The 13,528-nt window shown below is 64.5% G+C and carries 14 protein-coding genes; 3 read left to right on the plus strand and 11 right to left on the minus strand.

What is annotated here, in order from left to right; all coding sequences use genetic code 11:
- Nucleotides 1-121: 121 nt before the first annotated feature.
- The 8 genes from H0S73_RS02260 to H0S73_RS02295 form a co-directional block, all read right to left on the minus strand.
- Entirely contained in the window at nt 122-871 is a 750-nt protein-coding gene (locus tag H0S73_RS02260; protein ID WP_181050631.1) for a proteasome-type protease, read from the minus strand.
- Nucleotides 872-924: 53 nt separating this feature from the next.
- On the minus strand, nt 925-1,743 hold the full coding sequence (locus H0S73_RS02265; RefSeq protein ID WP_181050632.1) for a transglutaminase family protein: 819 nt from the start codon (nt 1,741-1,743) through the stop codon (nt 925-927).
- 3 nt (nt 1,744-1,746) lie between these two features.
- Complete coding sequence (locus H0S73_RS02270; protein ID WP_181050633.1) at nt 1,747-2,691, minus strand: alpha-E domain-containing protein; 945 nt, start codon at nt 2,689-2,691, stop codon at nt 1,747-1,749.
- 15 nt (nt 2,692-2,706) lie between these two features.
- Nucleotides 2,707-4,104, minus strand: coding sequence for a circularly permuted type 2 ATP-grasp protein (locus H0S73_RS02275; RefSeq protein WP_181054213.1), 1,398 nt, complete (start codon nt 4,102-4,104; stop codon nt 2,707-2,709).
- Nucleotides 4,105-4,297: 193 nt separating this feature from the next.
- Nucleotides 4,298-5,302: an esterase-like activity of phytase family protein gene (locus tag H0S73_RS02280; protein WP_181050634.1), complete on the minus strand. Its 1,005-nt coding sequence runs from the start codon at nt 5,300-5,302 to the stop codon at nt 4,298-4,300.
- Nucleotides 5,299-7,197: a cobaltochelatase subunit CobT gene (cobT, locus tag H0S73_RS02285; RefSeq protein WP_181050635.1), complete on the minus strand. Its 1,899-nt coding sequence runs from the start codon at nt 7,195-7,197 to the stop codon at nt 5,299-5,301. Before cobT ends, H0S73_RS02280 begins: the two co-directional genes overlap by 4 nt.
- A 161-nt stretch (nt 7,198-7,358) precedes the next feature.
- Nucleotides 7,359-8,348 (minus strand): cobaltochelatase subunit CobS, encoded by a 990-nt coding sequence (gene cobS, locus H0S73_RS02290; protein ID WP_009493414.1) that lies wholly within the window; start codon nt 8,346-8,348, stop codon nt 7,359-7,361.
- A gap of 116 nt (nt 8,349-8,464) precedes the next feature.
- Nucleotides 8,465-9,094: a J domain-containing protein gene (locus tag H0S73_RS02295; protein ID WP_181050636.1), complete on the minus strand. Its 630-nt coding sequence runs from the start codon at nt 9,092-9,094 to the stop codon at nt 8,465-8,467.
- Nucleotides 9,095-9,184: 90 nt separating this feature from the next.
- Here H0S73_RS02295 and H0S73_RS02300 point away from each other — a divergent pair, with 90 nt between their 5' ends.
- Nucleotides 9,185-9,451 (plus strand): BolA family protein, encoded by a 267-nt coding sequence (locus tag H0S73_RS02300; RefSeq protein ID WP_181050637.1) that lies wholly within the window; start codon nt 9,185-9,187, stop codon nt 9,449-9,451.
- Nucleotides 9,452-9,463: 12 nt separating this feature from the next.
- Here the strand turns inward: H0S73_RS02300 and H0S73_RS02305 are convergent, their stop codons facing one another.
- Nucleotides 9,464-9,976 carry a hypothetical protein gene (locus tag H0S73_RS02305; RefSeq protein ID WP_181050638.1) on the minus strand — a complete coding sequence of 171 codons (513 nt, stop codon included), beginning with the start codon at nt 9,974-9,976 and terminating at the stop codon, nt 9,464-9,466.
- 62 nt (nt 9,977-10,038) lie between these two features.
- Nucleotides 10,039-11,205 (minus strand): acetyl-CoA acetyltransferase, encoded by a 1,167-nt coding sequence (locus H0S73_RS02310; protein WP_181050639.1) that lies wholly within the window; start codon nt 11,203-11,205, stop codon nt 10,039-10,041.
- Nucleotides 11,206-11,363: 158 nt separating this feature from the next.
- On the opposite strand from H0S73_RS02310, the gene H0S73_RS02315 reads away from it, so the two are divergent.
- Both H0S73_RS02315 and H0S73_RS02320 read left to right on the plus strand, forming a co-directional pair.
- Entirely contained in the window at nt 11,364-11,942 is a 579-nt protein-coding gene (locus H0S73_RS02315; RefSeq protein ID WP_181050640.1) for an LOG family protein, read from the plus strand.
- Nucleotides 11,939-12,349 (plus strand): NUDIX domain-containing protein, encoded by a 411-nt coding sequence (locus H0S73_RS02320; RefSeq protein WP_181050641.1) that lies wholly within the window; start codon nt 11,939-11,941, stop codon nt 12,347-12,349. Before H0S73_RS02315 ends, H0S73_RS02320 begins: the two co-directional genes overlap by 4 nt.
- Here the strand turns inward: H0S73_RS02320 and H0S73_RS02325 are convergent.
- Nucleotides 12,337-13,491: a 2OG-Fe(II) oxygenase gene (locus H0S73_RS02325; protein WP_181050642.1), complete on the minus strand. Its 1,155-nt coding sequence runs from the start codon at nt 13,489-13,491 to the stop codon at nt 12,337-12,339. The two genes, H0S73_RS02320 and H0S73_RS02325, sit on opposite strands and share 13 nt — an antisense overlap.
- Between the last annotated feature and the right edge of the window lie 37 nt (nt 13,492-13,528).

Consider the following 13,528-nt stretch of genomic DNA (forward strand, 5'->3'; position numbering starts at 1 on the left):
CGCGAAGAGCTTCTTAATGGGTGCCCACATCACCGATGCGCCTCAATCGAGATTCTATATGTAATACTATATACCATACATTGAATGATTGCACTCACCAGCAAGTCGATTGAGTCAGCTACTAAAGAACCTCTTCCGTATAAGGCGGGTGAGGAATCGCCTGATGGGCCGCGCGCAAAGCGGCGGACCAGCGTTCGCGCAGATCTCTGAAATACGGCTCGTCCTCCTGGATCCGGTAGGTCACCTGCGCCTTCAGGGCGTCGCGCCTCGCCACCACGATGTCGATGGGCAGGCCGACCCCGAGATTGGATTTCAGGGTCGAATCCATGGAGATGAGTCCGAGCTTCAGGGCCTCGACGAGACTGGTGCCGTGAGAAATCGCCCGGTCGAGGATCGGCTTGCCGTATTTCGGCTCCCCGATCTGCAGGAAGGGCGTATCGACAGTGGCCTCGATGGCATTGCCGGCCGCGTAGATCTGGTAGAGCCGCATGGGACCTGACCCGATCTGCCCGCCGAGCAGCATGGTGACGTCGAAGGTCATCTGGCGCTTTTCGATCTCGACCCCATCGACCTCGTAGACCTGACGGATGGCACGGCCGACGAGCTGGGCGGCCTTGAACATGCTGGGCACGGTCAGGGGCGTCTCGACCACGCCGGTTTCGGGGTTTTCGAGTCCCTCGGTCAGCAGGGACATGACGGACTGGCTGGCCGACAGGTTGCCCGCGGTGGCCAGCGTGATGATGCGCTCGCCGGGCTTCTCGAACAGGTGCAGCTTGCGGAAGGTCGCGATATTGTCGACGCCCGCATTGGTGCGCGTGTCCGCGATCATGACGAGGCCGTCCCGCACCAGGATGCCGACACAATACGTCATGGGGGTTCCTCCTGGGGCCTTCTGGTCGAGCTGCTCTGTTGCCGAGGCCATTCTCACGCCTGCGATTGACGGGCGCTTTCGATCCTCAGACGAACGTCGAGCGCTTCACGGGTGATACCGTAATAGCTTCCTCGAACCGGGGCCGCATCAAGATAATCGAGTCCGATGGCCAGGCGGACATAGTGTTCCGTTGCGGAAACAGCATTGGCCGGGTCGAAACTCACCCAGCCGAGATCCGGAAGATACGCCTCCGCCCAGGCGTGGCCCGCCTCCTGCTCGATCTCTCCAGGCTTGTGCAGATAGCCCGAGACGTAGCGGGCCGGGATCTTCAAAGACCGCGCCGCGCTCACGAAGACATGGGTGAAATCCTGGCAGACCCCGTGGCCTGCCGCGAAGGCGTCCGCGCCCGTGGTCGTGGAGTTGGTGGCTTGCGTGTCGAAGCGCAGGCGCTCGGCAATGGCGCTCAGGAGCGCGTGGGCCTGATCGAGCGGATTGGTGAAGCGGCCCGCCGTGAGTTCGGCGAATTCGCGGATGGAGGCATCGGCCCGGGTCAGCGGCGTATCCCGCAGGTAGAAGATCGGCGGGAAGCGCTCCACCCCTCCCTTGATGATCCCGGCCGTATCCGTGGTCTCGATCTCGCCGGCCACGTGCAGGGTGATCTGACTCACCGGGCCGGAGACGGACAGGCTGTGGATGATGTTGCCGTACCAGTCCTCCCGCCGCATCAGCCGGCCGTCACCATCCATGTCGATGTTCCAGGACAGGACCGTCTGGCTGTCGCTGCCGCGCGGGGTGAGCCGCAGGAGCTGGATCGCCGACTTGGCGGGTTCGCTGTAGTGATAGACCGTCTCGTGGGTGATGCGGATGCGCATGGGTCAGCCGAGATACTGGTTCGTGATGGCCTGCCCGAGCCGGTTGTTCTCGGCAAGAAAGTCCTGCAGGAACTCGTGCAGCCCGTGCTGGAAGATCTCCTCGATGTTCTGGTTCGCGAGGCGCGCATGGGTCGCCCGCGCCTGACGCTGCGCCGCTCCCGACGTTCCGTAGCGGTGCGAGATGTCGTCGAGGTGGCGGGAGAGGAACGCGTAGCAGGCGGCGAGCGAGCGCGGCATTTCCTCGCGCAGGATCAACAGATCCGCCACGAGCCAGGGCCGCAGGTTCTGGTGGTAAACCCATTGGTAGCTCACCAGCGCCGAAACCGAGCGCAGGATGGCGGCCCATTGGTAATAATCGATGCCGCCGCCCACCGGCGCGTCCTGCGGTAGCAGCACGTGGTACTTCACGTCCAACACCCGGGCGGTGTTGTCAGCGCGCTCGATGTAGACGCCGAGCCGCGAGAACCAATAGGCGTCGTTGCGCAGCATGGTGCGCATGGCGGAGCCGTCATAGCGCAGCGAGGCTTCCTTCACGAGGTTCAGAAAACGGGGAAGCTCCTCGACATTGATCTTCTTCGACCGGTAACGGCGCAGGTCGAGCCAGGCGGAATTGATCGCCTCCCACATCTCGGAGGTCAGCGCGGACCGCACCGAGCGGGCATTCTGCCGCGCCGTGTCGAAGCTGCTCTGGATGCTCGACGGATTGGCCTCGGAGAAGGCCAGGAACTCGATCACGTTCTCGGGTGTCGCATCCCCGTAGACGGCGCGGAACTGCTCGATGCCGCCCGCCGTGACGAGCGCCGATTCCCACTCGTTGGTCTCGACGCCGTTATAGGAGATCGGCATCGACGCCATGCGATAGGCGACATCGAGGATGCGCGCCGTGTTCTCGGCCCGCTCCACGTAGCGGGAGAGCCAATAGAGGCTGTCGGCATCACGACTCAACACGCGAAACGCTCCCGCTCATTCACTCAGCACCCAGGTATCCTTGGTCCCGCCGCCCTGGCTCGAATTGACCACCAGCGATCCTTCCGTCAGGGCCACCCGGGTGAGACCGCCGGGCACCAACCTGACGCCGTCGCGGCCCGTCAGGACGAAGGGGCGCAGATCCACGTGGCGGGGCGCGAGCCCGGTCTCGGTGAAGATCGGGCTCGTCGAGAGGGCCAGCGTCGGCTGGGCGATGTAATTGTCGGGAGTGGCGAGGATCCGGGCCTTGAAATGCTCGCGCGCTTCCTTGGTCGCATGCGGACCCACCAGCATGCCGTAGCCGCCCGAGCCGTTGACCTCCTTCACGACGAGTTCGTGCAGGTTGTCTAGCACATAGGAAAGGGCTTCCTGCTCGCGGCAGCGCCAGGTCGGCACGTTCTTCAGGATCGGCTCCTCGCCCATGTAGAAGCGCACGATGTCGGGCACGTAGGAGTACATGGCCTTGTCGTCGGCCACTCCCGTTCCAGGCGCGTTGGCGATGGCGACATTGCCGGCCCGGTAAGCCGCGATCAGGCCCGGCACGCCCAGAGCGGAATCGGGACGGAAGACCAGCGGGTCGAGGTAGTCGTCGTCGATGCGGCTGTAGATCACGTCGACGCGCTTCGGCCCTTCGGTGGTGCGCATGTAGACTATCTCGTCGCGCACGAAGAGGTCGCGTCCCTCGACCAGCTCCACGCCCATGCGGTCGGCCAGGAAGCTGTGCTCGTAATAGGCGGAGTTCAGCGAACCGGGCGTGAGGAGAACCACGGTCGGGTCCCAGGGAGAGCTTGCCGGAGCGACGGATTTGAGCGTGCCCAGAAGCTCGTCGATGTAATTCTCGATGGGCCGGATGCGCTGCATTCCCACGAGTTCGGGGAAGAGGCGCATCATCACCTCCCGGTTCTCCAGCATATAGGAGACGCCGGAGGGCGTACGCAGGTTGTCCTCGAGCACGTAGAAATCCTGGTCGTCGACCCGGACGATGTCGATCCCCGCCACCTGCACGTAGATGTCGCTGTTCAGGGACAGCCCATGCATCTGCGGCCGGTAATAGGGATTGAGATAGACGAGTTCCGGCGGGATGATCCCGGCGCGCAGGATCTCCCGGGCCCCGTAGATGTCCTTCAGGAACAGGTTGAGCGCCTTCACGCGCTGTTCGAGGCCCTGCGAAAGGCGCTTCCATTCCTTGCCCGACAGGATGCGCGGGATGATGTCGAAGGGGATGAGTCGCTCTTCGGCTTCCGTGTTGCCGTAGACCGCGAAGGTGATGCCGACCCTGCGGAAGAAGAGTTCCGCTTCCTCGCGGCGATGTTCCAGCACGTGCGGCGGGGCGGATTTCAGCCAGTCCTGGAGAACCCGGTAGGCATCCCTGCTCTGGCCGTCATGGCCGCTCATCTCGTCGAAGACCGCCCGCGCCGCCACCGGATCTCCTCAGGCCTCGTGGTGCGGACACCCGGCGCAATGATTGGCAACGGGCCCGCATGCGTGAAGCTTAGTGGTCCGTAACCAGAGGCTTCAAGCGCAACGAAGGGATAGAAGCGGCAAAGAATGATGAGAAAAAAGGCGAATGCCCATCCGTAAGGCAGGGTCAGCCCACGAGAGAAAACTCGAGCAGCACCGTTTTCTGCAGGGAACTGAAATTGTCGTCGGAGATCAGGGAAAGCACCGTATCGCGACCTTCCCTATGAATCGCCAATCCTTCCATGTTGTCGATCTGATGCGAGGCTTCGCTCTCGTAAAGAACGTCGCCGTCGATCCGGGCCCCGGCCTTCAGTGCAGCCGCCTCGATGCGGCGAAGGCGGCAGCCGAAGAAGCCGAAAAGCGAGAAGCGGCGCTCCAGGATCACGGCATCGCCCTCGGGTAGGAAAGCGAGGTCGGTCACCGCATAACCGCCGGAGAGAACGATCTCGAAAGCGCCCTGCCGCGGCCCCGTCAGGATGAATCCGCTGCCGCCTTCCGCGATTCCCACGAGCGCTCCGTTCAAGGGCGAGCGCCGGGGCGCGACGCCGAGGGCCTCCAGGCCGCCATTGCTCGGCAGATCCTTCACCGCCTGCGGGACGGGAATGGGAACGCCGCGAATGATGCTGCCCGCATCGGTGCGCTCGAACCTGATCACCGCATGGTTGCGCTCGACGCCCACATAGACGGCATTGCCTGCAAGCGCGAAGCTCTCCGTGTCGTAATAGCGCGAACGCCGCAACGGCACGCCGTTGCTCAGGACCAGGGGGGACAGAACCGGGTTCGACAGACCCGAGAGCCGTCCGTCAGAAGTCTCGACCCGGGCTTTCAACACCTGCGCATTGTCGGCGAGCGCGATGAGGTCCTGCCCGTCGGACGAGCGCCAGAGGCCGGAGAAGCCTCCGAAGGCCGAGACCCGCGAGCGCAGCTCGAGTCCGGAGCGGAACATCAGCGCCCCGAAGCGGGAGCGATCGGGATCGGTGGTGGAGAGTCGGCTGACCGGCCGCGCCTCCACGTCGATGGAGGTCGCGCTCCGGAAAACCTGCGGGCGCTGCGCGAGGGCGACGCCCGTGCAGGCCAGGGTCGCGGCGGCCGCACCGCCGCCGATCAGGAAGTTCCGCCGGGTCAGCCTCAAGCGACGGCTCTGCGGCGGGGTGCTCCGCGGGATGGGGGCGCGGCATTCTCCTCGAACAGCTCCGCGAGCTTCTCGGTCATGACGCCGCCGAGTTCCTCAGCGTCGACGATGGTCACCGCGCGGCGGTAATAGCGCGTCACGTCGTGGCCGATGCCGATGGCGATGAGCTCCACGGGAGAGCGGGTCTCGATCTCCTCGATGATGAAGCGCAGATGCCGCTCGAGATAGTTGCCGGGATTGACCGACAGGGTCGAGTCGTCCACCGGCGCGCCGTCCGAGATCACCATCAGGATGCGCCGCTGCTCGGGCCGGCCCAGCAGGCGCTTATGCGCCCAATCGAGCGCCTCGCCGTCGATGTTCTCCTTGAGCAGGCCCTCGCGCATCATCAGGCCGAGATTCTTGCGCGCACGGCGCCAGGGCGCATCCGCCGACTTGTAGATGATGTGGCGCAGATCGTTCAGGCGGCCGGGATTGGCCGGCTTTCCGTTCTGCAGCCACATCTCGCGGGACTGGCCGCCCTTCCAGGCGCGCGTGGTGAAGCCGAGGATCTCGACCTTCACGCCGCAGCGCTCCAGGGTGCGGGCAAGAATATCCGCGCAGGTGGCCGCGACCGTGATCGGCCGACCGCGCATGGAGCCGGAATTGTCGAGGAGCAGCGTCACCACCGTGTCGCGGAAATTCGTGTCCTGCTCCTGCTTGAAGCTCAGGGGCTGGTAAGGATCCATGATGATGCGCGGCAGGCGCACCGGATCGAGGGTGCCCTCCTCAAGGTCGAATTCCCAGGACCGGTTCTGCTGCGCCATCAGGCGGCGCTGCAGGCGGTTCGCCAGACGCCCGACCACGCCCTGCAGGTGGGCGAGCTGCTTGTCGAGATAGGCGCGCAGGCGCGTGAGCTCGTCCGCATCGCAGAGATCCTCCGCGTGAATGATCTCATCGAATTTGTGGGTAAAGGCCTTGTAGTCGGGGCCTCGGGCCTCGTTGGAGCGCGACGGCGGACGCCAGGATTCGCCGGCATCCTCCGAATCCGCTTCCTCCGATTCCTCGGGCATCTCGCCGGAAGGACCATCGGCCTCTTCCGTCGCGCCGTCCTCCATCTCGTCGCTCGAATCCTCGCTCATCTCCACCTCGGCCCGGTCGCCTTGGCTTTCCTGCTCGGATTCTCCCTCGCCCTGCTGTTCCTGCTCCTCGGATTCGTTCTCGTCCTCGTTCTCCTCGTCCTCGGAATCGAGGGCCGCTTCGTCGGCCATGTCGAGGGAGGAAAGCATGTCGCGGATGTTGCGGGCGAAGCTGCGCTGGTTCTCGATGTTCTTGAGCAGGCCGTCGAGATCGTGTCCGGCGCGATCCTCGATGAAGTCGCGCCAGAGATCGACGATCTTGGCGGCCGATGCGGGCGGCTTCTCGCCGGTCAGGCGCTCGCGCACCATGAGGGCGAGCGCATCCTCGAGCGGCGCATCGGCCCGGTCGGTGATCTCCTCGTACTTGCCGCCGCGATGGTAGCGGTCCTCCAGCATGGCCGAGATGTTGGACGAGATGCCGGCCATGCGCCGCGAGCCGAGGGATTCCACGCGCGCCTGCTCGACCGCGTCGAACACCGCGCGGGCGGCCTGGCCCTCGGGGGCGAGCTTCCGGTGAAGGGCGGTGTCGTGGCAGGCGAGGCGCAGCGCCATGGCATCGGCATTGCCGCGCAGCACCGCCACGTCCTGCGAGGTCAGCCGCCGGGGCGGCTCCGGCAGGCGGGCCTTGTCCTGCCCCATGAGCACCGGACGGTCGGACGCATAGGCGACCTCGAGATCGGGCTTGCGGGCGATCGCCTTCATGGTGCCGGCGATGGAGCGCTTCAGCGGCTCCGCCGGCGCTTCCTTCTTCTCACCCGGCTTGCGGTTCGAGATGGACATCTCACCTCTCCTGACGCCCGTTGCGTGTCATCCCCGCGAAGGCGGGGATCCATAACCACGACAGAATGGGGATGGTTGCTGCGTATCCACCTGATCCTGAATCGTTGGCGTTCATGGGTTCCGGGCTCGGCTACCGCCGCCCCGGAATGACAGGGCTGGTTTTACGACAGCACCATATTCACCGCGCTCTCCGGCAGTTCCTTGCCGAAGGAGCGCTGATAGAACTCGGCCACGAGGGTGCGCTCGAGCTCGTCGCACTTGTTGAGGAACGTCACGCGGAAGGCGAAGCCCGTGTCGCCGAAGATCTCGGCGTTCTCGGCCCAGGTGATCACCGTGCGCGGGCTCATGACGGTCGAGAGATCGCCGTTCATGAAGGCCGAGCGGGTGAGATCGGCCACGCGCACCATCTTGTTGACGATGTCCCGGCCGGACGCATCCTCCTGGTAGTGCTTCGCCTTGGAGAGGACGATGTCCACCTCCTTGTCGTGCGGCAGGTAGTTGAGCGTCGTGACGATGGACCAGCGGTCCATCTGGCCCTGGTTGATCTGCTGCGTGCCGTGATAGAGGCCCGAGGTGTCGCCGAGGCCCACCGTGTTGGCGGTGGCGAAGAGGCGGAAGGCGGGGTGAGGCCGGATCACGCGCTTCTGGTCGAGCAGGGTGAGCTTGCCCGACTGCTCCAGCACGCGCTGGATCACGAACATCACGTCCGGGCGGCCGGCATCGTATTCGTCGAACACGAGGGCCACGTTGTTCTGAAGGGCCCAAGGGAGAATGCCGTCCTGGAAGGCGGTGACCTGCTTGCCGTCCTGCAGCACGATGGCGTCCTTGCCGACGAGGTCGATACGCGACACGTGGCTGTCCAGGTTCACGCGCACGCAGGGCCAGTTGAGGCGGGCCGCCACCTGCTCGATATGGGTCGACTTGCCGGTGCCGTGATAGCCCGTGATCATGACGCGGCGGTTGCGCGCGAAGCCGGCCAGGATGGCGAGGGTCGTATCCCGGTCGAAGAGATAATCGGGGTCGAGATCCGGCACGTGCTGCTCGGCTTGCGAAAAGGCGGGAACCTCCAGATCCGAGTCGATCCCGAAGACCTGTCGCACGGACACCTTCATGTCAGGCAGAAGGGTCGCTGTCTCGGTTTGTGCCGTCATAGGGGCCTCTCGGTCTTTGAAGTTTGTCTCGAAAACGTCACGGGCTTCTTAACCCCCATGACGGAATGGCGCAATTTCCTAATGCGCGTAGCTGCCTTGCCTAAAAGACTACCATGTCAGCACAGGCCGGCGCTCTTGAGGGCATCGTGCGCCTTGATGATGTCGCGCAGGCGCTCCTCGAAGGATCGGTCGCCGCCGTTGGCGTCCGGGTGGAAGCGCTTCACCAGGGACTTGTACTGGGCCTTGATGGCGGGACCGTCGGCGGTCTCGTCGAGCCCGAGGATGTCGAGCGCCCGGCGCACCGCTCCGCTGTAGCGCGGACGCTTGGGCTCGGGGCGGGCCCGGCTGGTGCGGGCCTGGGTGAAATCCTCGCCCTTGAGGATCCCGAGGGGATCGAAATAGCCCCAATCCCGCGGCTCGGCCTTGGCGCCTTGCTCCTCGCCCTGGCCGGATCCGTTCATGCCCATGGTCCAGGTCGGGCGGTGGCCGATGATGGAATCCTTCTGGAAGGCCGCAACGGCGGAATCCGACATGCCGGCGAAGTAATTATACGAGGCGTTGTACTCGCGCACGTGCTGGAGGCAGAAGCGCCAATACTGCCCTTCCCGGTCCCGCCCCTTGGGCGCGCGGAATTCCCCCGCCGCCTTGCAGGTCGGGTGCTCGCAGACGGGACCCTTGGCCTCCTGCGGCTCTTCGCAGGAAGGCTTGATCCGGATACGGTCGAAAAGAGGCGAGTTGAGATCCATGATTCAGTGATTATGAGTGGCTTGGGGCCTTGCGCCAAGGCCTGAACGCTTTTCGCCGCAGACCCGTTCAAAAAGGTTTTACAAATCAGCATGACCCTTCAGCACTGGATCACACAGACTTTGCAGGAGAGCCTGCAGCCGACCGACCTGACCGTCATCGACGAATCAGAAAAGCATCACGGCCATGCCGGGTGGCGGGAAGGCGGGGAAACTCATTTCCAGGTTAATATCGTGTCGCAAGCCTTCTCCGGCAAGAGCCGGGTCGCGCGTCACAGGCTCGTGAACGAGGTTCTGAAAGGCGCCTTCGACAGGGGCCTGCACGCCCTGGCGATTCAGGCCAAGGCGCCGGGTGAGTGAGGAAGACGGCTTCTAATCCAGCTGTCCGTTCCATTCCCAAGGATGCTTGATGCCTAAGCTTTTGAGTCCCTGATGAACAAGCCAAGGCGTCCATGGCCTTCCGTGCGGGGCGATGATGCGACGGCGGTCAAGCTCCATCACTATCAAGTGCGGAGAGGTTACCCCGACCTCTCCAAGTTCTTTGAAAATGGGCTTTAGTGCACTTGCCCAAGTCACAGTGACTCGCGTTCTGTAGGGCACGACTTCATTGAGAGGCGTAGCAGGCACCTTGGTCTTTCTGGGTTTTAACGCAAGGTGCTCTGCCTCAAACAAAGACGTTTCATGACCGACATCGTCAGGGGCCCTTTCAAGACCCTGTAGCGCCTGATTTACCCCGCGTCTCCCTGTACGATTGGAAGCGGCTTTGAAGCGTCGAACCGCTTTGCGAGCCGCCTTATCGTTTTCACCGTATTGATTGACGCAATCGCGCTCATAGGACAGCCTTTTGTTCTCCTGGGGCGAACGTTTGCGGTCAGACTTGTTCATCGTGAGTATCCTGGCATCTCATTCGACCGCCCGCACGAGCAATCTAGCGACATGATACTCTATTACTTGATCCGCTCAAGCACGCTCACGTAGTTCGCCACGGCCGCGCCGCCCATGTTGAAGATGCCGCCGAGCTTCGGGTTCCTGACCTGGATGCCGCCGGCCTCCTCGCAGAGCTGCATGGCGGAGAGCGCGTGCATGGAGACGCCGGTGGCCCCGATCGGATGACCCTTGGCCTTGAGGCCGCCGGAGGGGTTCACCGGCAGCTTACCGTCTCGGTTCGTCCAGCCCTCCTTGACGGCGATAGCGCCCTGCCCGGGGGCCGTCAGGCCCATGGCCTCGTACTCGATGAGCTCCGCGATGGTGAAGCAGTCGTGGGTCTCGACGAAGGAGAGATCGGACAGCTGGACGCCCGCCTGGGACAGGGCCCGCCGCCAGGCTTCCGCGCAACCCTCGAACTGGACGATGTCGCGCTTCGACATGGGCAGGAAATCCTGCGCATGGGCCGTGGCCCGGAAGGCCACCGCGCGCTTCATCCTGAGCGCCGTCTCGGTGTCGGCCAGGACCAGGGCGGCGGCGCCGTCGGAGACCAGCGAGCAATCCGTGCGCTTCAGGGGACCGGCGACGTAAGGGTTCTTCTCGCTCTCCGCGCGGCAGAAATCGAAGCCCAGATCCTTGCGCATCTGCGCGTAGGGGTTGTCGACGCCGTTCCTGTGGTTCTTAGCGGCGATCAGGGCGAGCGCGTCGGACTGGTCGCCGTAGCGCTGGAAATAGGTTCCGGCGATCTTGCCGAAGACGCCCGCGAACCCGCCCGGCGTGCCGCCGTCCTCCGGCAGGTAGGAGGCCTTGAGCAGGATGTTGCCGATCTCGGGCCCCGGCGTCTTCGTCATCTGCTCGACGCCGACCACCAGCACGGTCTTGGCGCGCCTCGCCTCGATGGTCTTGATCGCCTGATGCACGGCGGCCGAACCGGTCGCGCAGGCATTCTCGACCCGGGTCGCCGGCTTGAACCGGAAGCTGTCGCTGGCCTGGAAAACCAGGGAAGCGGTGAAGTCCTGGGCCGAGAACCCTCCGTTGAAATGACCGAGCACCACCTCGTCCACATCCTCAGGCCCGAGGCCCGCATGCTCCAGCGCCTCGTTGGTGACGCGGACGATCAGGCTTTCGACGGACTCGGCGTCGAGCTTGCCGAAGGGGGTATGGGCCCAGCCGACGATGCAGGCAGTCATGGATGTCTCCTCGGAGAAGGTGTTGTTGGAGGACAAAGTGGCCCTCTTTGGAGCCTTCAGCAAGTCGGGCATTCCATGCTGAGGCCGCATCAGGGTCTTGAGCCCGGCCCTTTCCTGTCGTTCATCGGTGGCTGACGCGAATCACGAAGGATAGTCCCATGCGCCTGTGTGTCTTCTGCGGTTCCAGCAGCGGCCAGGATCCGGTTTATCTCGCGGCGGCCCGGTCGCTCGGCGAGGCCCTGGCGGCTCAAGGCATCGAGCTGGTCTATGGCGGCGCCTCGGTCGGGCTCATGGGCGCGGTCGCCGACGCGGCCCTCGGAAAGGGCGGCCACGTGATCGGCGTGATGCCGCAGGCGCTGGTGGACAAGGAAATCGCCCATCGGTCCTTGAGCGATCTGCGGGTGGTCGGCTCCATGCACGAGCGCAAGGCCCTGATGGCCGAACTCTCCGACGGGTTCATCGCCCTGCCCGGGGGCCTCGGCACCTTCGAGGAATTGTTCGAGGTCTGGACCTGGGCGCAGCTCGGCTACCATCGCAAGCCCTGCGCCCTTCTGAACGCGGGCGGCTTCTACGACAAGCTGACCGATTTCCTGGACGACGTGGTCGAGCGTGGTTTCGTGAAGCCGATCCACCGGGCGATGCTGATCGTCGAGGAGGAGCCCGCCGCCCTCATCGCGGCCGTTCGCGCCTACGAACCGCCGAAGGTCGACAAGTGGATCAAGGCGGGCGAGCGGTGATCGAGATCGTCACCGCCCTGGTGCGCGACCGGCGCGGGCATGTTCTTCTCGTGCGCAAGCGCGGCACGGACATCTTCATGCAGCCGGGCGGCAAGCGCGAGCCGGGCGAAAGCAATCTGGATTCGCTGGCGCGGGAGCTTTCCGAGGAACTCGGCTGCGGCCTCGTTCCGGGTTCCACGAGAGAACTCGGAATCTTCGAGGCTCCGGCGGCGAACGAGCCGGGGCAACGGGTGCGGGCCGCCATCTATGCGGCCAGCCTCGAGGGCGCCATCGTCTGCAAGGCCGAGATCGAAGACCATATCTGGATCGACCCGCGCGAACCGGGTGACACACCGCTGGCCCCGCTCACGCGAGACACGGTCCTGCTCCTCGCCCTGTCGCTCAACGAGAGCGCTCAACCCTTGTAGGCGACCACGCCCTCGCCGAGACGGGCGTTGTTCGCCTCTCGAATCTTGGCGGCCTCCTCGTCGTAGAGGAAGGGCAGGAAGGCGAAGCGGCGCCCTTCGGTCACGCGGGATACCGCATGGAGAAGCGGGCACGAGAACACCACCGCGCCGCCCGGGGGAGCCTTGTAGCTGCGCGATCCGTATTCGGGGAAGCTCACCTCGCCGCCCTCGAAATCGCCGTTGAGATTGATGGAGACCGCGAAGCGGCGATGGGCCGTGCCGCTCGTCGTGTTGTCGCGATGCGCGCGGAAGTGCCCGCCGTCCTCCGCCGCGTAGCAGGAGACGATGTAGCGCTCCATGCGGGTGGGCTTGAAGAAGTGCACTCGCTCGATCTCCGGATTGATGCGGCGGATGATGCGGTGCTGCACCTGCCGGATCAGGTTCTGGTCCTGGATCGTATAATCCTTGCGCCTTTTGTGGCTCGCATCATGGATGGCGACGGTCTTGCCGTCGACCTCGCGCATGAAGCCCGATTCCTCGCCGCCGTGCTTCTCGTAGAGGCCGATCAGGTGCCGGCAGAATTCCGGCTCGAACACGTCCGGAATGACCAGCACCGGAGCCGGGATCTCGAACCCGGCGAACCGGTCCACCGGCGGCAGGGCGCGCAGATAGGCCATCACCTTCTCCCGGTCGCTGCCGTCCTGTTCGAACGGGAAGACGGCGCGCACCCGCAGGGTGGGGTTGAGCACCATCCAGAAGCGGCGGATCGGAACCTGCGATTGACCCGGCGACGTGTTGCGCGGAAGAGCCCCGTAGAGCCGCCCGACAGCACCGTCGAAGTCCCAGAAATGGCGAATGCCGGGAACGATCTGCCGGGCTCGCATTCCTGTTTCGTCCGACGGGTCCATGCTCACGCCGAAGATCGCGACCTTGTCGTCGTCGAATAGGTCGCGGTGCTCTTCCTGGAACGACGCCAGGGCTGCTCGCCCGATGTCGTCCGAGCCCGTCCCGTAGAAACACAGGACGATGTAGCGACCGGCCACCGTATCGAAGCTGAATTGCGGATTGCTGGTCGAGTTCTGTTTGAACCCGGGAGCCGGATCGCCGACCTGGAGGATACGGTAGGCCGGCTGGACGGTCTCGGATGCAGCGGCAGCGGTCATGGAAGAAGGCCCGGCGGATTGAACGTTATGTAATCTT

Origin of the sequence: Microvirga mediterraneensis, assembly GCF_013520865.1 — a bacterium.
Classification (GTDB): Bacteria; Pseudomonadota; Alphaproteobacteria; order Rhizobiales; family Beijerinckiaceae; genus Microvirga; species Microvirga mediterraneensis.

Excerpts from the sequence above, each read along its gene's own strand:
- H0S73_RS02275 (WP_181054213.1), bottom strand. The coding sequence starts at position 4,104 with ATGAGCGGCCATGACGGCCAGAGCAGGGATGCCTACCGGGTTCTCCAG.
- cobS (WP_009493414.1), bottom strand. The coding sequence starts at position 8,348 with ATGACGGCACAAACCGAGACAGCGACCCTTCTGCCTGACATGAAGGTG.
- cobT (WP_181050635.1), bottom strand. The coding sequence starts at position 7,197 with ATGTCCATCTCGAACCGCAAGCCGGGTGAGAAGAAGGAAGCGCCGGCG.
- H0S73_RS02315 (WP_181050640.1), top strand. The coding sequence starts at position 11,364 with ATGCGCCTGTGTGTCTTCTGCGGTTCCAGCAGCGGCCAGGATCCGGTT.
- H0S73_RS02295 (WP_181050636.1), bottom strand. The coding sequence starts at position 9,094 with ATGGATCTCAACTCGCCTCTTTTCGACCGTATCCGGATCAAGCCTTCC.
- H0S73_RS02325 (WP_181050642.1), bottom strand. The coding sequence starts at position 13,491 with ATGACCGCTGCCGCTGCATCCGAGACCGTCCAGCCGGCCTACCGTATC.
- H0S73_RS02310 (WP_181050639.1), bottom strand. The coding sequence starts at position 11,205 with ATGACTGCCTGCATCGTCGGCTGGGCCCATACCCCCTTCGGCAAGCTC.
- H0S73_RS02265 (WP_181050632.1), bottom strand. The coding sequence starts at position 1,743 with ATGCGCATCCGCATCACCCACGAGACGGTCTATCACTACAGCGAACCC.
- H0S73_RS02305 (WP_181050638.1), bottom strand. The coding sequence starts at position 9,976 with ATGAACAAGTCTGACCGCAAACGTTCGCCCCAGGAGAACAAAAGGCTG.
- H0S73_RS02260 (WP_181050631.1), bottom strand. The coding sequence starts at position 871 with ATGACGTATTGTGTCGGCATCCTGGTGCGGGACGGCCTCGTCATGATC.
- H0S73_RS02300 (WP_181050637.1), top strand. The coding sequence starts at position 9,185 with ATGACCCTTCAGCACTGGATCACACAGACTTTGCAGGAGAGCCTGCAG.